Source organism: Amphritea japonica ATCC BAA-1530 (assembly GCF_016592435.1).
In the GTDB taxonomy this organism is placed as follows: Bacteria; Pseudomonadota; Gammaproteobacteria; order Pseudomonadales; family Balneatricaceae; genus Amphritea; species Amphritea japonica.
Genome location: NZ_AP014545.1, coordinates 3,121,493 through 3,141,820, shown reverse-complemented (window position 1 = coordinate 3,141,820; position 20,328 = coordinate 3,121,493). Strand labels below are relative to the sequence as shown.

Below are 20,328 nucleotides of genomic sequence, written 5' to 3'. Positions count from 1 at the left end.
ATGATAGAGGAAAGTGGCCGTGTTATTCGTGTTGGCTCAGAATCTATTTGGGTCGAGACGATAAAGCAGAGTGCTTGTTCAAGTTGTAGTGTACAGAAAGGTTGTGGGCAGCGTTTGTTGGCCACAATAGGAGATGGAAAGCGGATGGAGATTCAGGTCGATAATCCGCGCCATATTAAGGTGATTGAGAATGATCAGGTTACTGTAGGCGTAGGTGAACGATCTTTTCTAACGGCTTCTTTCCTGGTTTACCTGTTACCTTTAATTGTTATGTTCGCTTTATCTGTGTCAGTGCAGCTATCGGGCTTTACTGAACCTTTTGTCATATTAAGTGCGTTAATCGGTTTGGCAGGAGGTTTTTTGCTAACCCGTATTATCTCTGGCCGAATAAGCCGGAACTGTAGTTACCGGCCGGTGCTGCTTCGTAGAATCTGATTTATATTTAAATAGTTGAGTACAGGATAAAATATATGAAACTGGTCAGAGCGACTTTTAGTCTGGTTCTTTTCTGTTTGTGTATAACGAGTGTTCAGGCCGCTTTGCCTGACTTCAGAGACTTAGTTAAGCAGGCCTCCCCGGCGGTTGTTAATATTAGTACTGTGCAGCAGGCACAAACCCAGACTCAGGGGATGCCTGAATTTCAGCTGCCAGAAGGGCAGGAAATTCCTGAGATATTTAAACATTTTTTCCGTTTCCCCCAAGGGCCTGGTCAGAATGCCCCCCGCCGAAAAGCTCCGCAATCATTGGGCTCTGGTTTTATTATATCTGAAGACGGTTATATCCTGACTAATCATCATGTCGTCGCCGAAGCTGAAAAAGTGATTGTTCGCTTGAGTGACCGTCGAGAACTTGAGGCAGAGGTTATTGGTTCTGATAAACGTTCAGATGTTGCTCTGCTCAAAATTGAGGCTACCGAACTACCTGTCGTAAAAGTCGGTGATTCAGATAAAGCCGAAGTGGGTGAGTGGGTGCTGGCTATAGGCTCGCCATTTGGTTTTGATCACTCAGTCACTGCTGGAATTATTAGTGCAACAGATCGAAGTCTCACGAATGAAACTTACGTTCCTTTTATTCAGACGGATGTGGCGATAAATCCAGGTAATTCCGGTGGCCCATTATTTAATTTGAGTGGGGAAGTTATCGGTATTAATTCCCAGATATACACTCGTTCGGGTGGTTTTATGGGGTTGTCATTCTCTATTCCGATGAGTGTAGCGATGGAGGTTGTTGATCAGCTGAAGGATAAGGGGTCCGTGAGTCGTGGCTGGCTGGGGGTTATTATTCAGGAAGTGAGTCGTGATCTGGCTGAGTCTTTTGGATTAGATAAGCCTGAAGGCGCACTGGTTGCTAAAGTACTGCCAGGTAGTCCTGCAGAAGCGGCGGGCCTGCGAGAAGGCGATATTATCTATAGCTTTAATGGTCAGTCTATTAATCGTTCCGGCGATCTGCCTCATCAGGTGGGCCGTATTTCCCCTGAAACTGACGCTAAGGTCGGTATTGTGCGGGGTGGTAAGAAAAAGTTTATAACCGTAACTATCGGCCTGCTTCCGGCACCCGGTGAAGAACTGAAAACGTCTGCCAGTAAAAGCAAAGCATCCTCAGCTAATCGATTGAATATACAGATTAGTGCGTTGGATGATCAATTGCGTGAGCGATTGGGTGTTACTAGCGGTGTTGTAGTGCGTAGGGTTGAAGAGGGGGCAGGTGCAGAGTCTGGCTTGATGGTGGGTGATGTGATTACTATGCTCAATGGTGACGAGATCGATTCAGTTGATGTGTTTGCTGGAGTGGTTGCAGAGCTTCCTGACAAGAAAGCTGTGCCGATGAGGATCGTTCGTCGGGGAAGTCCGATGTTTGTGCCGCTTAAACTCAAATAATTCAATTCATATTCTGATCTATCGAATAGAGGGGCTGTTAGCCTCTCTGTTTTTTTTAGATGCTGAGCTCTTTGATGGTCGTAACTGATGAAATACGGTACACTTGCCCGCTTCAGATTTGCTCTCTCAGGTTGAGACAGCAAGCTTAAATTTATTAGCTGGTGATTCCGTAGTGACTAAGCTCGACCATATTCGTAATTTTTCGATAATTGCCCATATAGACCATGGTAAATCCACACTGGCGGATCGTTTCATCCAGACTTGTGGAGGCTTGTCTGAGCGTGAAATGGAGAAGCAGGTTCTTGATTCAATGGATCTTGAACGGGAGCGGGGAATCACCATTAAAGCGCAGAGTGTAACGCTTAATTACACTGCGGAAGATGGTAAAACCTATCAGCTGAACTTTATCGATACGCCGGGACATGTTGACTTTAGTTATGAGGTTTCCCGTTCACTGGCAGCTTGTGAAGGGGCTTTGCTGGTTGTTGATGCTGCTCAGGGAGTTGAGGCCCAATCCGTTGCTAACTGCTATACCGCGCTGGAACAGGGACTTGAAGTGTTACCTGTTCTCAATAAGATGGATCTGCCCCAGGCTGAGCCTGAGCGAGTGCGTAATGAGATTGAAGAGGTTATCGGCATTGAGGCTGGTCACGCAGTTCAATGTAGCGCTAAAAGCGGCCTGGGTATCAACGACGTATTAGAACAGCTGGTACAAGATATCCCCGCTCCGGAAGGTGATGTCGATGGGCCACTTCAGGCATTAATCATCGATTCATGGTTTGATAACTACCTGGGTGTGGTCTCTCTGGTTCGTGTAAAACATGGAACACTGCGCAAGAAAGACAAAATTAAGATGAAGTCGACCGGCCAGATACATCCGGTCGATGGAGTGGGTATCTTTACACCTAAGCGTAAAGAAACCGATGTGCTGAAAGCCGGTGAAGTAGGTTATGTGGTTGCGGGGATCAAAGATATTCATGGTGCACCAGTCGGTGACACTATTACTCATGCGAAAACCCCTGACGTTGCAAGTCTGCCAGGTTTTCAAAAGGTTCAGCCCCAGGTCTATGCGGGCTTATTTCCTACCAGCTCTGATGACTATGAAGATTTCCGAGAAGCTCTGAGCAAGCTGACACTGAATGATGCTTCGTTGTTCTTTGAGCCTGAATCATCTGATGCACTGGGTTTTGGTTTCCGTTGTGGTTTCCTTGGTATGTTACACATGGAAATTATTCAGGAACGCCTGGAACGCGAATATGATCTTGACCTGATCACCTCAGCGCCGACTGTTGTGTATGAGCTGGAGTTGAATAATGGTGATGTAGTTCATATTGATAGCCCCTCAAAAATGCCGGATCCCGCCTCGATTAAAGAGATGCGTGAACCAATAGTTGAAGCGAATATTTTGGTTCCGCAGGAGTATCTGGGACAGGTTATAGGACTCTGTGTTGAGAAACGGGGCGTACAGAAGAATATGAATTTTGTCGGTAACCAGGTGCAGGTCTCTTATGAACTGCCGATGGCTGAGGTTGTTTTGGACTTCTTTGACCGGCTTAAATCTGTCAGCCGGGGCTATGCCTCACTGGAATACAATTTTGTTCGTTTTGAAGCGGCTCAGCTTGTGCGACTGGATATCTTGATTAATGGTGACAAAGTAGATGCGCTGGCGGTGATTCTTCACCGTGATAATGCTCAGCAACGTGGTCGTCAGCTGTGCGAAAAGATGAAAGACCTTATTCCGCGTCAGATGTTTGATGTAGCTATCCAAGCGGCTATCGGCGGTAAAATTATCGCCCGTACGTCGGTTAAAGCCCTGCGTAAAAACGTAACAGCGAAGTGTTATGGTGGTGATGTTAGCCGTAAGAAGAAGCTTCTGCAGAAGCAGAAAGAGGGTAAGAAACGGATGAAGCAGGTAGGTAGCGTTGATATTCCGCAGGATGCGTTCCTGGCTGTACTGAAAATAGATAATTAGGACGAGTTGACATGGATTTTGATTTCGCTCTGGTGCTTGTTGTACTAACCTTCGTTGCCGCTTTAGGCTGGGTTTATGATCGAGTGTTACTGGCCGGGCCGCGTAAGCTTAGAATTGCTGCTGCAGAGCAGCAGGTGAATGGTTCTTTGCCGGAAAGTGCATTAGAAGAGTTGAATAAGGAAAACGGTCCGGTTGATCTGTGCCGCTCTTTGTTTCCTGTCCTCCTGGTGGTACTTGTTTTACGCTCATTTGTTGTTGAACCCTTTCAAATCCCTTCAGGGTCAATGAAGCCGACGTTAGAGGTGGGCGACTTTATTCTGGTCAATAAGTGGCACTATGGTTTTCGTTTGCCGGTGCTTGGCACTAAAGTTATACCGATGAATGATCCGCAGCGAGGTGATGTTGTCGTGTTTAAATACCCTAAGGATCCTCGCGTTAATTATATTAAGCGGGTTGTAGGGTTACCTGGTGACCGGGTGGGATACCAGAATAAGACAATCTTTATCAACGGTAAGCCTCAGACGCAAACACTGTTGGCTCAGTTGCCGCCACAAAAGCCACAATTATTACTAACCGAAGAGCAGTTGGGAGATGTTAGTCATCAGCTGTATCGTGATGTGTCACCGCCACGTATTGACGCAGAATGGGTAGTGCCGGAAGGACACTACTTTGTTATGGGCGATAATCGTGATAATAGTAATGACAGCCGTTTCTGGGGTTATGTGCCGGATGAACTGCTGGTCGGTAAAGCATTCGCAGTTTGGATGCACTGGCCTGAGTTTTTCACTCTGCCTGCGTTCAGTGATGTAAGAACTATCCACTAAAGGGAAAAAGGGGTGCGTTATGTCGATGTATAAATCGCAGCGGGGAATGTCATTCTTTTCGCTGATGATCATTTTGATTGTTGCCGGTGTTTTCTTGTCGGTAGCGTTTAAGTTATATCCTCCTTATTGGGATCATGGTCTGGTAACGTCCATGATGGAGGAGTTGGTAGAACAGCCTGAGACAAAAACAGACTCGCCAACCGAAACCCGGTCAAAAATTAATAAGCGTTTGCGAATTAATCAGGTAACGCTGCCGTCACAAGAAGCTATAACTATCGTTGAGGAAGAGGGGATTAAAACCCTAACCCTTAAATATAATATAGTTGTGCCAATGTTCTACAATGTAGATGCAGTTGTGAAATTTAACGAGCAATATGAAGTGATTATCCGTTGATTATCAAGCCTGCTACAGATCTGGCGAAAAAGCTGGGTTATAAGTTTAACGATGAGAGCATGATTGAACTGGCTCTTACCCATCGTAGTCATGGAAAACGTAATAATGAACGCCTGGAGTTTCTTGGCGATTCGATTCTCAATTTTGTTATCGCCGAAGCGCTTTATCTTCGTTTTCCTGAAGCGAAAGAGGGGCAGCTAAGCCGATTGCGGGCGCTACTCGTTAAAGGGGAAACGCTGGCCGAGCTGGCAAGAGAGATGAAGCTGGGGGACTATCTTAGATTGGGCTCCGGTGAATTAAAGAGTGGTGGTTTCCGCCGTGATTCTATTCTGGCCGATACCGTAGAAGCTATTATTGGTGCGATCTATCTCGATAGCGATATGGAGTGCTGTCGTCCCTATATTCTTAGCTGGTACCAGACTCGTCTCGAACAGACCTCTCTTGAAGATACCCAGAAAGATTCAAAAACGCGTTTGCAGGAGTTCCTGCAGTCCAGACGTGCACCATTGCCGGACTATGAGTTACTTTCAGTCACCGGTGAAGCACATAAACAGACGTTTGAAATTAGCTGTCAGGTGAGTATGTTAGATAAGCCAACAGAGGGCCGGGGCAGTAGTCGTCGTCAGGCAGAACAGAATGCTGCGGGCGCTGCGCTTAAACTTCTGAAAGTAGGTAGTAAAGTATGAGTCGTGATCTGAGCTATCTACTGGATCAACCTAATGAAGAGCAACGCTGTGGTTTCGTTGCCATCGTTGGTCGGCCTAATGTGGGTAAATCTACCCTGATGAACAATATTCTGGGGCAGAAGCTGAGTATTACCTCACGTAAGCCGCAGACAACCCGCCACCAGATCGTTGGTATTAAGACAGAGGGCGATGTTCAGGCTGTCTATGTCGATACTCCGGGGCTACATAAAGACCAGGATAAAGCGATCAATCGCTATATGAACAAGGCCGCCAGCTCAGCACTTCGCGATGTTGATGTTGTGGTGTTTATTATTGATCGTACGGCCTGGACTGAAGAAGACGAAATCGTTTTTGAAAAATTTGGTGGCATAAAGTGCCCCGTTATCCTTGTGATCAATAAAATTGATCAACTGGATGATAAAGACTCACTGCTACCGCATCTGGAAGAGCTGTCAAAGAAGATGGAGTTTCTGGAAATTATTCCTATTTCAGCGAAAAATGGTACCAGTGTTGATCGCCTTGAAGCGGTGATCAATGAACAACTGCCAAAGAGTGTTCACTTTTACCCGGATGATCAGATAACTGATCGTAGTTCCCGTTTTCTTGCCGCGGAATTGGTGCGGGAGAAACTGATGCGTAACTTAGGCGACGAAGTGCCCTACGGAACGACGGTTGAAATAGAAGAATTCAAGCGTAACGAGCGTGGTATTCTTATTATCAGTGCGTTAATTCTGGTTGAACGCGAAGGACAGAAGCGCATCGTTATCGGCGATAAAGGCGATAAAATTAAAGGCATCGGTCGGGACGCCCGTCTTGATATGGAGAAAATGTTCGACTCCAAAGTGATGCTGAACCTCTGGGTTAAAGTGCGTAGTAACTGGTCTGATGATGAGCGGGCGCTGCGTAGTCTGGGTTACAACGATATAGATTGAGTGATGGCTGCCTATGAGTTATCAAGTAGACGCTCAGGCAGCCTATGTCCTGCACTCCCGTCCTTATAGAGAAACCAGTTTGCTGGTTGATCTCTTTACCCTGGAGCAAGGTAAAGTCAGTGCTGTGGTAAAGGGCGCGCGTAGCCCACGCTCGCGTATGCGAGCGATGATACAGCCTTTTACCCCCTTGCAGGTCAGTTGGCGGGGACGGCATGAACTGAAAACCATCACCCAGGCCGAAGCCGTTGCTGCTCCTCTGTTTCTCAAAGGTGATTCGCTGATCTGCGGACTCTATGTCAATGAGCTGCTTGAACGCTTGCTACAGCCCTCTGATTCTCACCCTCAGCTCTACGTTTATTATCAATATGTGTTAAATGAATTGCGTGATGCAGTTGATGTTGAACTGGCACTGCGCACTTTTGAGCAACAGCTACTGAAACAGCTGGGTTTTCAGTTTGATGTGCAAAACTGCCAGCCAAATATTATTTATCGGTATGATCCGGCACAGGGCTTTATGGTGGTTTCTCAGCTCAGTGAGAAGATTAAATCGTCTTGCTTCACCGGTGAGCAGTTACTCGGTATTGTCGATGAGCAGTATCAGTATCCCAAGATTCGCCGGGCAGCAAAAAGGCTGATGAGGCTTGCGTTAGAGCAACAACTGGGTCATCGGCCTTTACGGAGTCGTGAGTTGCTGCAGGGCTATACCCCCCAAAGGACATAGTCAGGCTATTTCTCAGCGTACGATTCTAGTAAGCTTTGTTTTGTTTTCATTATTTTATAATTTTTGTTTGAGAAGAGGTTAACTGTGGTAGAGCCAAGTCGATTACTGCTAGGTGTAAACATCGATCATATTGCGACCTTGCGTCAGGCCCGGGGAACTCGATATCCGGATCCGGTGCAGGCGGCAGCCTTAGCTGAAGAAGCTGGCGCTGATGGCATTACTGTACATCTGCGAGAAGATCGCCGTCATATCCAGGACCGCGATATCTACCTGCTGGCAGAGACTCTGCAAACGCGTATGAATTTCGAAATGGCAGTGACTGATGAGATGGTCAGCATCGCCGAAAAGGTCAAGCCAGGGCATGCGTGTCTGGTGCCGGAAAAGCGTGAAGAACTGACAACTGAAGGTGGCCTGGATGTAGTAGGTCAGTTTTCTAAAGTGAAGAGCGCCTGTGATCGTTTAGCTGCGGCTGGGATCGAAGCCTCTTTGTTTATAGATCCGGATAATGCACAAATCGATGCGACGCTTAGCTGCGGGGCACCGGTAATTGAATTGCACACCGGTGCTTATGCCGATGCTGAAACGACGGCAGAGCAACAAGCTGAATTGGAACGGATCAAGTCAGCCGCGGCATATGCGTTTCAAAAAGGGCTGATTGTTAATGCCGGGCATGGTCTGAATTATCATAACGTTGAGCAGATTGCTGAAATTCCAGAGATAAATGAACTTAATATCGGCCACGGTATTATCGCCCGTGCGGTCTTCGTTGGTCTTAAAGACGCGATTGGTGAAATGCGTCGTCTGATGATGGAAACCCAGGCGCGGATTCAACCGCTAAGGGATGCGGTACGCCGATGATTTTTGGTGTGGGGACAGATCTGCTTGATATCCGGCGGATAGAGATGGCATTGGCGCGAACACCACGTCTGCCTGAGCGGATTCTGACCCCCGCCGAATTATTGCAATATCAGAAATCTAGCCAGCAAGCCCGGTTCCTGGCCAAACGTTTTGCCGCAAAGGAAGCGGCCGTAAAAGCGTTAGGTACCGGTATAGGGCGCGGCATAAGCTGGCAGCATTTTGAAGTGGGCCATAATGAACTGGGGCGGCCCATAATGACTCTGACCGGTAATGCGCAACAGCGTGCAAAGGATCTGGGAATCGCTACCTTCCATCTTTCCTATAGCGATGAGCAGGATCAGGTTATCGCATTTGTTGTGGCAGAACAGCGCTGATTAAGTATTGTCCCTGAAAGATCTGTCCGGCTATTTCTATAGACTAAACTGAAAGCAGACATCAGAGAGTTCTATGGAGGTAGTGCGATGAACAATATTGTAGTTGCTACTAATTTCTCACCGCTCAGTGAAAAACTTATCGATCTGGCCCGGGTATTATCCAGTACTGTTTATCTGTTGCATGTCGTGCTGCCGAACGAAGATATCAGTTACCGGGATAAGAAGGAGATAGGGCAGGAATTTGCCGAAGAGTCATCTGCGCTTAATCAGCAGGCTCAGCAATTTCGGGATCAGGGTATTGAAACGCATGCTCTCTTGCTGGAAGGAATCGCCACTGTGGCAATTCTTGAAGAGGCTGATCGGTTAAATGCGGACCTGATTGTGCTGGGTGGGGCTGGTCAAAGCAGTTCAACCCTTCTCGGAGATGACCTCGTTCATAAAGTTGTCAAACAATCGCAACGAGCGGTACTGGTTCTTCCGTAGTCCGAGTATATTTTTGACGAGTGTATTCGTTCGAGCATGAATTATTCTGTATTGAGCTTTAACGGCAGGCTCGGTATGATCGCGCTCTATATTTAAGTTATATTAAATTAATTTTTAATTTCTTCTGGTTATATTTTTATATCTTCAGAACGATCACTGGTAATAAGTTATGAGCGTGCAGTTTCCAACCATCGAAGATTATGTGGGTAATACACCGCTGGTGCGCCTGCAACGGTTGACTGTGGGGCGGGGCAATACGGTCCTCTGTAAGCTGGAAGGCAATAATCCGGCCGGCTCGGTAAAAGATCGTCCGGCCATGAGTATGATTCAGCTGGCAGAACATCGAGGTCTGATAAAGCCGGGTGATACGCTGATTGAAGCGACTTCTGGTAATACCGGTATTGCGCTGGCAATGGCAGCAGCGATTAAAGGCTATAAGATGAAGCTGATTATGCCGGATAACAGCAGCGAAGAGCGTAAGACCTCTATGACGGCTTATGGTGCGGAGCTGATTCCGGTGACCAAAGAGGAAGGTATGGAAGGTGCCCGTGATCTGGCATTGCAGATGCAAGCCGATGGAAAGGGCATTGTGTTAGATCAGTTTGCCAATATGGATAATCCTGAAGCGCACTATCGCGGAACAGGCCCCGAACTGTGGCAGCAGACCGCTGGGACAATTACTCATTTTGTCAGTGCTATGGGAACCACAGGCACAATTATGGGAACCTCCCGGTATCTGAAAGAGCAAAACTCAGCGGTTCAGATAGTCGGTCTTCAACCGGCAGAAGATGCTGCTATTCCGGGTATTCGTCGCTGGCCTGAAGAGTATATGCCAAAGATCTTTGAAGCATCACGGGTTGATTCAGTATTGGATATTACGCAGGAAGAGGCAGAAGATACGATGCGTAATCTGGCACAACAAGAGGGGATCTTCTGTGGTGTCTCGTCTGGGGGGGCCGTTGCGGGTGCTTTGCGTCTGGCGCAGCAGGTCGAAAACGCTGTGATTGTCTGTATTATCTGCGATCGGGGTGATCGCTACCTGTCTACGGGTGTTTTCAGTTCGTAAGTAGCATGGATATGATTTCTGTTGATTGAAGGGGCCTCGGCTCCTTTTTTTATGGCAAAAAAATACCTCTTAACGACCTAAGTCTGATGATGTTTGGTTGTGGATCTTATTGAACTTACTCGCTATTGAATGTCTGAGATACTAGAATGGGCCGCTATCTGTGCTGTGATTTGAAGAGAATCAGCTAACTTTTTTATTCTTTTTTTACGCTGAAATCGCATAAAAAAAGCCTAAAGTGCAGTTGTCAGGGACATAAGGTTAACCGGGAGTGGCACTAAGCCGTGGTAAAAGTACGCGAAGATCATCCAATACATGCAGATGGTAGTGTAGATCTGGAATTGTGGCTGGAACGGCTGCAGGAACAGGTTGAAGTAAAAGATATAGATACGGTTCGTCAGGCATGCCTTTATGCTAAGGAACTCAAGGATGAAGCTGAGCCTTCAGACGATTCATGGGAGAATACTGACAGTTACCTGACCGGTCTTGAGATGGCTCAGATTTTGATTGAGCTGAACCAGGATCAGGATGCACTGGTGGCGGCTATCCTTTACCGGAGCGTGCGTGAAAAGCGAACCGCGCTGGAAGACATCCGGCGCCGCTTTGGTCCCGTTATCGCCTCCTTGATTGAAGGCGTGCTTCAGATGGCGGCAATCGGCAGTCGTCAAAACCCTCGTCGTGAAAATGTATTAGGTCAGAGTGGAAACCCTCTCGACAATGTCCGTAAGATGTTGGTGTCGATGATCGACGACGTACGGGTTGTTCTTATTAAAATAGCTGAACGTACCTGTGCTATCCGGGGTGTTAAAGAGGGCTCCCGGAAAAAGCGTTATTTGGTCGCCCGGGAAGTTTTCGATGTCTATGCGCCACTCGCGCACCGTTTGGGCATCGGTCATATTAAGTGGGAATTAGAAGACCTCTCGTTCCGCTACCTCAAGCCCAACGACTATAAGCAGATTGCTAAACTGCTGGACGAAAAGCGGCTGGACCGTCAGCAGTTTATTGAAGACTCGGTGAATCTTCTTAATTCTGAACTGGATAATGTCAATATTGACGGCGAAGTAATGGGCCGGGCAAAGCACATTTACAGTATCTGGCGAAAAATGCAGAACAAGAATATCGACTTTAATCAAGTCTACGATATTCGTGCGGTAAGGATTCTGGTGCCTGAAATCAGAGACTGCTACACGGTGCTGGGCATCGTCCATGGTCTGTGGCGCAATATTCCCCACGAGTTTGATGATTACATCGCCTCGCCAAAACCGAATGGCTATCGTTCATTACATACTGCTGTATTTGGTCCATCCGGGAAAGTGCTGGAAATCCAGATCAGAACCTATTCGATGCATGAAGAGGCAGAGCTGGGTGTCTGTGCTCACTGGCTTTATAAAGGTACGGATACTCAGTCACAGAGCTCGAGTTACGAGGATAAGATCGCCTGGTTACGTCAGGTCCTGGAGTGGACTGAGGATCTGGGTGACAGCGAAGAGTTCTCGGAAGTCATCAGTGGTGATATCACCCATGACCGGGTCTATGTTTTCACCCCTGAAGGTCATGTAGTTGATATGCCTGTAGGGTCAACGCCGGTCGACTTTGCTTACCGGGTACATACCGAAGTAGGGCATCGCTGTCGTGGTGCTAAGGTCAATGGCCGGATCATGCCGTTGACGCGCCAGCTTAAGACCGGCGATCAGGTGGAGATTCTAACTGCCAATACTGAGCACCCTCGGCGCGACTGGCTTAACCCAAACCTGGGTTTTATCACCAGTGCCCGTTCCAGGGCTAAAGTACAGCACTGGTTTAAGCTGCAGGATAAAGACAAAAATGCGGCGGCGGGTAAGAAAATTATTGATCGTGAATTCCGGCGTTTAGCGCTGGAAAATGCCGAGATGAATTTTGAGCTGATGGCCGAGTCGGTTAATCATCGCTCAGCGGAAGATATGTATGCCGCGCTGGGCGCGGGTGATATTCGCCTGTCACAGATTATTAACGCAGCACAGCAACAAGTAGAAACTGATCATTATGATGAACAGTTAGTGCTGGAGTTGCCGGGGAATACTACCAAGGCTCAGACATTATATGACGGGATTAAGATTCGCGGTGTAGGCAACCTGCTTACCTCGGTGGCACCTTGCTGTAAGCCAGTGCCGGGTGATCCTATTATTGGTTACATCACTAAGAGCCGGGGGGTGTCGATACACCGGGAAGATTGCACCAACGCTTTCCAGCTGCGCCAGCATGAAAGTGAGCGAATTGTTGAGGTTAGCTGGGGTGAAGACAGTGAATCAACGTATCCTGTGGATATCTTTGTTGAAGCCTTTGACCGTTCTGGTTTGCTACGTGACCTGATGATGGTGCTGGCAAACGAGAGTGTGAATCTGGTTGCCGCCAATACCCACTCCGATAAGAAGAGCAATGTCGCCCAACTGACACTGACCATTGAGATTAGTCGGCTGGAACTCCTGGGTAAGGTTATGGATAAGATTAATCAGATTCCAAACGTCACCGATGTGCACCGTCAGCGAAGCGGTCTCTGATGGACACTAAATACACACTGGAAGACCTGCTTAAGCTGATGGCGCGTCTACGGGACCCTGTCGATGGTTGTCCCTGGGATCTGAAGCAGGATTTCGCCAGTATCGTGCCGCATACCTTGGAAGAAGCCTATGAAGTGGCTGATACCATCGAACGTGAAGACTGGGAGCATCTGCCGGGCGAGTTAGGCGATCTGCTGTTTCAGGTGATTTTCTATGCGCATCTGGGGCAGGAAGAGCAACGATTTGAATTTGCAGATGTCGTTGATACCCTGGTGAGTAAACTGATACGTCGTCACCCTCATGTGTTTCCGGAAGGGACGCTGGAGAGCAGGGGTGCCGCCGGGTCAAAAGATGAGCGGGACATCAAAGCCACCTGGGAAGCGATAAAAGCACAGGAACGGAGTGAAAAGCCGCTGCAGGAGCCCAGAGTTCTGGACGATATCCCGATGGCGCTGCCAGCGTTGAACCGAGCGGTGAAGTTGCAGAAGCGGGCCGCGCGGGAAGGCTTTGACTGGGGTGATGTGGGCCCGGTCCTGGATAAGATTGAAGAGGAGATTGCTGAACTCCGTGAAGCGATCGCCGCAGGTGATACCGTCGAGATGGAACATGAGTTGGGTGACCTGTTGTTTGCTCATGTTAATCTGGCACGCCATATGGGGGTTAATCCTGAGTCGGCGCTGCGCTATACCAATCAGAAATTTACTAATCGCTTTAATTATATCGAAGACCGGGTAAACGATTCCGGTCAGTCTTGGCAGACTTATAGTCTTGAAGCGTTAGATAGCTGGTGGAACGAAGCGAAGCGCAAAGGTTTATAGCTTGCGCTTTCTGAGGAGGAAGGGAATGGGAACATTACAGTGGTTTATCCTGGCGATGATCGTGATGGCTGGCCTGGGTTATTGGAATTACCAGCGTATTGATGGTCAGCGAAAAGCACTGGAAGGCGCTGGTTTTGTTGTTTCAGATGACCTGAAAGGTAACCCGGGCTTATTAGTCAGTACGACCCAGAAACAGATTGCGGTGTTGGTTCCAAGCGGTTATCTGCGAGTGGATTTTTCACAGCTAGAGCATGGTGAAATCCGGCACGATGAGACCAGTCAAACCGATATACCAACCAGCTACCGTATAGCACTGGTGCTGACTGGCGCGTCTCAGTCAGCGGTCGAAATCGGTTATCAAACCGAACACCACGCCGATATCGCTTTTAAAAAACTACGCGCTTTAACCGGCCATTAGTTTAGCTGGGGCAGTCCTCAAGACCTGTCGCCCCTGTCTATACGGTTCCTTATCTCCCCTGATCTCCTTCTGATACTAAGATAGTATTTGTGCCTCCTACAAAAACTGTAGTATCAAGAGTACTAATGATAAGTACTCAATATCTGACAGGGGACGTGGTATGACAACGCTTCATGAAGATCTGCGTGATGATGTCCGAATGCTTGGTGAATGCCTGGGGCAGACCATTGCGGCTCACAAAGGGCAGGATTTCCTCGATAAGATTGAAAACATTCGGGCTTTGTCTAAAGCAGGTCGCTCCTCCGGCAAGGGGGCAGATGATGAACTGCTCAAAACCCTCAGCGAGCTCGATGATAATGAACTATTACCGGTAGCCCGCGCCTTCACTCAGTTTCTAAATCTCTCCAATATTGCAGAAGAACACCATCGGGTTCGGCGCCGTTCCGGCGTTATGGATGTCTGTACCAGTGATTCATTCTGCGGTCTGGTCGGGCGTTTGCTTCAGCAGGGTGTATCAAAACAACAGATTGCTAAAACGGTTAGCGAAATGGATGTTGAGCTGGTACTGACGGCCCACCCGACCGAGGTAAACCGTCGCACACTGATTCAGAAATTTGATTCGATAACCGATTGTTTGCAAAGAATTGATCGGGGTGAGGATCTGCGCCACCGGTTGCACGAACTGATCAGTCAGGCCTGGCATACCGATGCGATTCGTAAGCAACGGCCAACACCGGTAGATGAAGCCAAGTGGGGCTTTGCGGTTATTGAGAACTCTCTCTGGGAAGCGGTGCCTGTTTTTCTGCGCCATATCGATCAGCAGCTGTTTGATGCGACCGGTGAACACCTGCCCCTGACACACTCACCGGTACGGTTTGCTTCCTGGATGGGCGGAGACCGTGACGGAAACCCTAACGTGACGTCGATTACCACGGAAAAGGTGTTGTTGCTGTCCCGTTGGATGGCTGCGGATATGTACCTGAAAGACATTGATCTGCTGCGCAGCGAGTTATCGATGAACCGCTGCAGTCCGGAAATACGCGCACTGGTCGGTGATCACCCGGAACCCTACCGGGCGTTGCTGCGTGAAGTGCGTAATCAACTGCGGATTACCAAACATTGGACGACAGAACGACTGGAAGGCCACCCAGTGGACAAAGAGGGGGTTTATATCGTCCCTCAGCAGTTGTTGGAGCCTCTGATGCTGATCGACAAGTCACTGCGTGACTGTGGTATGGGCGTGATTGCCGATGGCCTGCTGACCGATACGATTCGCCGGGTCGCCTGCTTTGGTATGACGCTGGTGAATCTGGATATTCGTCAGAACGCAGATCGACATGCGGAAGTCTTTGATGAACTGACCGGTTTTTATGGCATCGGTTGCTACAGCGAGTGGAGCGAGACGAATAAGCAGATGTTTCTGCTGAAAGAGTTACAAGAGAAACGTCCACTGTTACCCCGGCAATGGCAGCCCTCTGAGAATGTTCAGGAAGTGTTGGATACCTGTCGGGTGGTCGCTGAAGAGGAGGCCAGCTCGCTAGGTTCCTATGTGATCTCCATGGCCAGCCAGCCGTCCGATGTGCTGGCGGTGATTCTCCTGTTAAAAGAGAGCGGCATTGGTCATAACATCCGTGTGGCACCGCTGTTTGAGACCCTCGATGATCTGGATGGTGCAGAAGACTGCATTCGTCAGTTGTTGGGAATTCCCTGGTATAAGGCTTATACCGAAGGTCATCAGGAAGTGATGATTGGGTATTCTGACTCCTCCAAGGATGCGGGTCAGCTGGCCGCGGCCTGGGGGCAGTATCGCGCTCAGGAAGCGTTGACTAAAGCCTGCGCGGATAACGATATTCATTTGACCTTGTTTCATGGTCGCGGTGGTACCGTGGGCCGGGGCGGCGGTCCAAGCCACACCGCTATTCTGGCGCAACCCCCCGGCTCGGTTGCCGGTAGTTTACGGGTGACAGAGCAGGGCGAGATGATTCGCTTTAAATTTGGTGTGCCAGAGATTGCGATCCGCAACTTAGAGCTCTACACCTCCGCGACACTTGAGGCGACCCTTGCGCCAGCGCCGGGGCCCAAGCTTGAGTGGCGTCAGTTGATGGATGATCTGTCAGCCAGCGGTTTAGCAGCGTATCGCGATGTCGTGCGGTTTGATCCGCAGTTTGTGCCCTATTTCAGAACAGCAACCCCCGAGCAGGAACTGGCAAAGCTGCCACTGGGAAGTCGTCCTGCTAAGCGAAAAGCCGATGGAGGGGTGGAAAGCCTGCGAGCGATTCCATGGATCTTTGCCTGGACCCAGATTCGTCTGATGCTACCGGCCTGGTTGGGTAGCGATGTGGCGCTTCAGGATATTCTTGATAAGGGGCAGTTCGAACTCGTGCAAACAATGCGCCGCGACTGGCCGTTCTTTCGTTCGTATATTGATATGCTCGAAATGGTTGTCGCTAAGTCAGATGGAAACATCGCGGAATACTATGAGAAGCGCCTGGTTTCAGATGAGCTGAAAGTGCTGGGTGCCGATCTGCGGTGCCGCTTAGCGAACACGGTTGAGCTGGTGAAGAAGATAAAGCAACAGGATGAGTTACTGGAAGAGAATCCGATCATCCGGCAATCAATTGATGTGCGGAATCCCTATATCGATCCATTACATTTTCTCCAGGCTGAACTGCTCTATCGGGACCGAAACCAACCGGATGAACGCTTGGAACAGGCGCTGATGATTACCATGGCAGGTATCTCTGCAGGGATGCGTAATACGGGCTGATAAGCAGATGTTTGAGCGCGCCAGTGGGTCACTGAATAAGGTGTCTAAACACTTTAAGGGTTGATACATTGGCGCGTTTTGACTACTCTCGAGCGTCAGTTTTCGGTGATTTCGGGGTTTAAACAGGCCCGATCAGAGAAACGGGCCTCCTGCAATTGGCGGTAGATTAGATATTGGTAGTAGGCCGAATGTCCAATTGTGAGTAGCAGGCAAACCACTGTAATGTCGATGGATTACAGGTTATGAGAATTATTGCCGATGGTCTTAGGTGACGGTCAGGCAGACAGCTTTTAAAATTATATAATTAGAAATGGAGCAATCCTTACATGCAAATCATTCTTTTGGGTGCGCCAGGCGCCGGTAAAGGTACTCAGGCTCAGTACATCTGCGATAAATACAGCATTCCACAGATCTCTACAGGCGACATGCTGCGTGCAGCGGTTAAAGCGGGTACGCCTCTGGGTATCGAAGCGAAGAAAGTAATGGATGCGGGCGGCCTTATTTCTGATGAGATCATCATCGGTCTGGTAAAAGAGCGGATCACCGAGTCAGATTGCGCTAACGGATTCTTGTTTGACGGTTTTCCACGCACCATTCCCCAGGCTGACGCAATGAAAGACGCAGGCGTTGCGATCGATGCTGTGGTTGAGATCGACGTGGCCGATGAAGAGATCATCAAGCGGATGGCGGGTCGCCGTGTGCACCCGGGTTCAGGTCGTACTTATCATGTTGTCTTCAATCCACCATCGACTGAAGGTAAAGACGATGTAACCGGTGAAGATCTGATTCAGCGTGCAGATGATGCAGAAGAAACCGTGCGTCAGCGTCTGGATATATACCATGAGCAGACTGCGCCACTGATCACCTATTACAAAGGCTGGGCTGAAGAGTCTCCTGCCAGTGCACCGAAATACAACTACATCCCAGGTGTTGGTGGTGTTGAAGACATCCGTGATGCGGTATTTGCCTCACTGGAAAAGTAATTCTTTGTATTGATTATGAAAAACCGCTCCATTGAGCGGTTTTTTATTGTCTGTAATTCCGGGATAATAGCGTTTTGCTTTCAATCGGAATTCAACGGATGTCTCAGCCCAAAACAGCGGTGCTGCTTGTTAATTTAGGCTCGCCGGATCAGCCCACGCCGGGCGCGGTACGCCGATACCTTAAAGAGTTTCTGTCAGACCGGCGGGTCGTTGAAGGCAACGGCGTTATGCGTCTGGTCTGGCTGGCAGTTCTGAACGGCATTATTCTGACCTTCCGCCCCCGTAAAGTGGCTAAGTTATACGCTTCGATCTGGGATAAGGATTCCCCTTTACGGCTGATACTCAACCAGCAGGTTGCCGCGCTGCAGTTAGCACTGCAGCAACAGATGCCCAACCGGGATATTCAGGTGTTTTCGGCGATGACTTACGGCAACCCGGGTTTGACGGCGCGTTTAGCCGAGTTAAAAAAGGCAGGTTACCAGAGAATTTTAGTATTACCCCTGTATCCGCAATACTCGGATACGACCACGGCACCGATCTATGATCAGATCGCCCGGTTTCAGTTACAGAACCGAAATCCGCCGGATATTCGGGTGCTGCATGATTATCATGACCATCCGCTCTATATTCAGGCGCTGGCAGCGTCAGTCCGCGATTACCGCGCTGAGCATGGGCAGGGGGATAAGTTGATTCTCTCTTACCACGGTATTCCTCAGGAATATGCCGACCGGGGCGATCCTTATCCGGACCATTGTCACCGCACCTCAGAACTGCTGGCAAGTGAATTGGAGTTGACACCAGAGCAGTGGCAGACCACTTTCCAGTCCCGTTTTGGGCCGAAGGCCTGGTTACAGCCCTATACCGATAAAACCCTTGAGAAGCTGCCTGAGACTGGTACTAAACGGGTTGATATTATCTCGCCGGCATTCTCAGCGGACTGTCTGGAAACACTGGAAGAGCTGTCAGTAGAAAATCGCGATATATTTATGGCCGGAGGCGGTGAACAGTATCAGTATATTCCTGCCCTGAATGATGATCCGGGGATGATCAGCCTGCTGGTGGACCTGGTACAACAGAACAGTTCAGGCTGGTTTAGCCCGGCTAGCACAGAAAACGAACAGAAAGAGACAGAGAATGCGTCCTGAATATATATTTGGCATACATGCCGCGACCACCACGCTGGAACGAGACAGCAAGCGTGTTAAAGGGATGTGGGCGTTAAAAGGCCGCGCTGATGGCCGGATGCAAAAATTGCTGGATCTGGCGAAAGCCAAACAGATTCAAGTCGAGTGGGTGAGTCGTAAAGAACTGGACGAGATGGCGGAAGAGGGCGTGCACCAGGGCGTCGTTGTGGCCTGTGAACCGATTCAAACGAAGAACGAACAGTTCCTGGACGCGATGTTAGAAAAGCTTGAAGAACCGGCTTTCCTGCTGGTGTTAGACGGTGTTACTGACCCGCATAATCTTGGGGCTTGTTTGCGGACTGCTGATGCGGCGGGTGTGCACGCGGTGATAGCACCAAAAGATAAGTCGGCACCGCTTAACGCTGTCGCCAGTAAAGTGGCCTGTGGCGCCGCGGAAGTCGTGCCCTACGTACTGGTGACTAATCTGGCACGTACCCTGAAAGATCTGCAGCAGAAGGGCGTCTGGATCACCGGGACCGCCGGCGAAGCCGACACGCTGATCTACAATGCCGACCTGAAAGGTCCGATGGCGCTGGTAATGGGGGCGGAAGGTCAGGGAATGCGTCGTCTCACCCGTGAAAACTGCGATTTTCTGGTAAAGATTGATATGGCGGGGGAAGTTTCCTCGTTAAACGTATCGGTTGCGACTGGGGTTTGTTTATTTGAAGCAGTTCGGCAGAGGAAGGCGTAGAAGTCGCTAGAACGCTGCTTCGCAGCTGCTAGACGTGGCTGCGCCACTTGCTAGAAAAGGCAGGGTGCAGCTCTTTGTAGGAGTCGCATCCTGCGGCGATGAGCTACTGAAAGATAGGCTTAAAAAGGAGATTGCAGATGGTGCTGTTCTGGCCCATTCAACAAGAACTTGATTGCATTAGTGGAAGCGGTCGCATTCTCGGCAAGATTAAGTTTGATGGCTATAACGATACGCACCGATTCTGCCCCGACAATGAATCACTGGTCTTATCAGATCTGGAACAATCCTGTATTGATGAGCGGCTATCGGGTCTTGATTCAGGGAAGTATTCAATACCTATGCAAGATGATGACTGATGTAACCCGGGAGTTGAGTTCGCGCTAAGCTTTCTTCACAAACTTAGCGGTCACCATCATTTCACCGGCACCCGCAAGCTTACAGTCAAGCTCGTGATCCTTGCCTTCTACTATTCTTCTTATGCTCGCTTTTGTGCCGACTTTAAGGACTTGCGAGCTGCCTTTCACTTTAAGGTCTTTAATCAGTGTGACCTTATCGCCCGCTTCAAGCAGGGTTCCGTTTGCATCTTTTACGGTAAAGATCTCTTCTTCCTGCGCCGCCTCCGACGGATTCCATTCATGCGCACATTCGGGACAAACCAGATTAGTCTGATCTTCGTAGACGAATTCTGAGTTACATTTTGGACAGAGAGGGTATGACATCGGTTTTATCCTTTGGGTTCTTTAATG

General features: G+C 49.1%; 21 protein-coding genes. 20 read left to right on the top strand and 1 reads right to left on the bottom strand.

Annotation, left to right across the window (positions count from 1 at the left end; all coding sequences use genetic code 11):
• The 20 genes from AMJAP_RS14515 to AMJAP_RS14420 all read left to right on the top strand — a co-directional run bounded on the left by AMJAP_RS14515 (position 1) and on the right by AMJAP_RS14420 (position 19,938).
• Positions 1-435, top strand: coding sequence for a SoxR reducing system RseC family protein (locus tag AMJAP_RS14515; protein ID WP_019623271.1), 435 nt, complete (start codon positions 1-3; stop codon positions 433-435).
• Positions 436-470: 35 nt separating this feature from the next.
• Entirely contained in the window at positions 471-1,877 is a 1,407-nt protein-coding gene (locus tag AMJAP_RS14510) for a DegQ family serine endoprotease (RefSeq protein WP_019623270.1), read from the top strand.
• A gap of 172 nt (positions 1,878-2,049) precedes the next feature.
• Positions 2,050-3,849, top strand: a complete 1,800-nt coding sequence (gene lepA, locus AMJAP_RS14505; RefSeq protein ID WP_026340280.1) for a translation elongation factor 4 — start codon at positions 2,050-2,052, stop codon at positions 3,847-3,849.
• Between the two features lie 11 nt (positions 3,850-3,860).
• On the top strand, positions 3,861-4,673 hold the full coding sequence (lepB, locus tag AMJAP_RS14500) for a signal peptidase I (RefSeq protein ID WP_019623268.1): 813 nt from the start codon (positions 3,861-3,863) through the stop codon (positions 4,671-4,673).
• A 19-nt stretch (positions 4,674-4,692) separates the two neighbouring features.
• Positions 4,693-5,067: a DUF4845 domain-containing protein gene (locus AMJAP_RS14495; RefSeq protein ID WP_019623267.1), complete on the top strand. Its 375-nt coding sequence runs from the start codon at positions 4,693-4,695 to the stop codon at positions 5,065-5,067.
• The gene (gene rnc / locus AMJAP_RS14490; protein WP_026340279.1) at positions 5,067-5,753 is read left to right on the top strand and encodes a ribonuclease III; all 687 of its coding nucleotides are present in this window, start codon (positions 5,067-5,069) and stop codon (positions 5,751-5,753) included. Before AMJAP_RS14495 ends, rnc begins: the two co-directional genes overlap by 1 nt.
• Complete coding sequence (gene era / locus AMJAP_RS14485) at positions 5,750-6,685, top strand: GTPase Era (RefSeq protein WP_019623265.1); 936 nt, start codon at positions 5,750-5,752, stop codon at positions 6,683-6,685. The genes rnc and era overlap by 4 nt, the downstream gene beginning before the upstream one ends.
• 13 nt (positions 6,686-6,698) lie before the next feature.
• A complete protein-coding gene (recO, locus tag AMJAP_RS14480) occupies positions 6,699-7,406 on the top strand; it encodes a DNA repair protein RecO (protein ID WP_019623264.1) in 708 nt (235 codons plus the stop codon).
• 84 nt (positions 7,407-7,490) lie between these two features.
• A complete protein-coding gene (gene pdxJ, locus AMJAP_RS14475; protein ID WP_019623263.1) occupies positions 7,491-8,264 on the top strand; it encodes a pyridoxine 5'-phosphate synthase in 774 nt (257 codons plus the stop codon).
• On the top strand, positions 8,261-8,638 hold the full coding sequence (gene acpS, locus AMJAP_RS14470; RefSeq protein ID WP_019623262.1) for a holo-ACP synthase: 378 nt from the start codon (positions 8,261-8,263) through the stop codon (positions 8,636-8,638). Before pdxJ ends, acpS begins: the two co-directional genes overlap by 4 nt.
• Before the next feature lie 87 nt (positions 8,639-8,725).
• On the top strand, positions 8,726-9,121 hold the full coding sequence (locus AMJAP_RS14465; protein WP_019623261.1) for a universal stress protein: 396 nt from the start codon (positions 8,726-8,728) through the stop codon (positions 9,119-9,121).
• 169 nt (positions 9,122-9,290) lie between these two features.
• Positions 9,291-10,187, top strand: coding sequence for a cysteine synthase CysM (gene cysM, locus AMJAP_RS14460; protein WP_019623260.1), 897 nt, complete (start codon positions 9,291-9,293; stop codon positions 10,185-10,187).
• Between the two features lie 281 nt (positions 10,188-10,468).
• Positions 10,469-12,721, top strand: a complete 2,253-nt coding sequence (gene relA / locus AMJAP_RS14455) for a GTP diphosphokinase (protein ID WP_019623259.1) — start codon at positions 10,469-10,471, stop codon at positions 12,719-12,721.
• On the top strand, positions 12,721-13,539 hold the full coding sequence (gene mazG / locus AMJAP_RS14450; RefSeq protein WP_019623258.1) for a nucleoside triphosphate pyrophosphohydrolase: 819 nt from the start codon (positions 12,721-12,723) through the stop codon (positions 13,537-13,539). The genes relA and mazG overlap by 1 nt, the downstream gene beginning before the upstream one ends.
• A gap of 25 nt (positions 13,540-13,564) precedes the next feature.
• Positions 13,565-13,957 (top strand): hypothetical protein, encoded by a 393-nt coding sequence (locus AMJAP_RS14445; RefSeq protein ID WP_019623257.1) that lies wholly within the window; start codon positions 13,565-13,567, stop codon positions 13,955-13,957.
• Positions 13,958-14,117: 160 nt separating this feature from the next.
• Entirely contained in the window at positions 14,118-16,724 is a 2,607-nt protein-coding gene (gene ppc, locus AMJAP_RS14440) for a phosphoenolpyruvate carboxylase (RefSeq protein WP_019623256.1), read from the top strand.
• A gap of 326 nt (positions 16,725-17,050) precedes the next feature.
• Complete coding sequence (adk, locus tag AMJAP_RS14435; protein ID WP_019623255.1) at positions 17,051-17,707, top strand: adenylate kinase; 657 nt, start codon at positions 17,051-17,053, stop codon at positions 17,705-17,707.
• 98 nt (positions 17,708-17,805) lie between these two features.
• Positions 17,806-18,852: a ferrochelatase gene (gene hemH, locus AMJAP_RS14430; protein WP_019623254.1), complete on the top strand. Its 1,047-nt coding sequence runs from the start codon at positions 17,806-17,808 to the stop codon at positions 18,850-18,852.
• Positions 18,842-19,582: a 23S rRNA (guanosine(2251)-2'-O)-methyltransferase RlmB gene (gene rlmB / locus AMJAP_RS14425; RefSeq protein WP_019623253.1), complete on the top strand. Its 741-nt coding sequence runs from the start codon at positions 18,842-18,844 to the stop codon at positions 19,580-19,582. Before hemH ends, rlmB begins: the two co-directional genes overlap by 11 nt.
• A 137-nt stretch (positions 19,583-19,719) precedes the next feature.
• Entirely contained in the window at positions 19,720-19,938 is a 219-nt protein-coding gene (locus AMJAP_RS14420) for a hypothetical protein (protein ID WP_019623252.1), read from the top strand.
• A 24-nt stretch (positions 19,939-19,962) separates the two neighbouring features.
• Here AMJAP_RS14420 and AMJAP_RS14415 read toward each other — a convergent pair whose 3' ends face one another.
• Positions 19,963-20,301, bottom strand: a complete 339-nt coding sequence (locus tag AMJAP_RS14415) for a zinc ribbon domain-containing protein YjdM (RefSeq protein ID WP_019623251.1) — start codon at positions 20,299-20,301, stop codon at positions 19,963-19,965.
• Between the last annotated feature and the right edge of the window lie 27 nt (positions 20,302-20,328).